The following is a 278-nucleotide window of genomic DNA, read 5'->3' on the forward strand; positions in this document are numbered from 1 at the left end:
CGAGTTCTACTTCATCGAGATGAACACCCGCCTGCAGGTGGAGCATCCGGTGACCGAGGCGATCACCGGCCTCGATCTCGTCCGCGAGCAGATCCGCGTGGCCGAAGGGCACGGCCTGACGCTGCGCCAGGAGGACGTCGTCTTCCGCGGCCATGCGATCGAATGCCGCATCAACGCCGAGGACCCGCGCACCTTCGCCCCCTCGCCGGGGCTGGTGAAGGGCTATCACGCGCCGGGCGGCATGAACGTCCGCGTCGATTCGGGCCTCTATGCCGGCT

1 protein-coding gene is annotated in these 278 nt (G+C 68.0%); it reads left to right on the plus strand.

Annotation, left to right across the window (positions count from 1 at the left end; translation table 11 throughout):
• The coding region (locus NLU14_RS21605; RefSeq protein WP_476738661.1) for an ATP-binding protein at positions 1 to 278 on the plus strand (278 nt) is incomplete at both ends.

Origin of the sequence: Marinobacter iranensis, from assembly GCF_029207565.1 — a bacterium.
GTDB lineage: Bacteria > Pseudomonadota > Gammaproteobacteria > Pseudomonadales > Oleiphilaceae > Marinobacter > Marinobacter iranensis.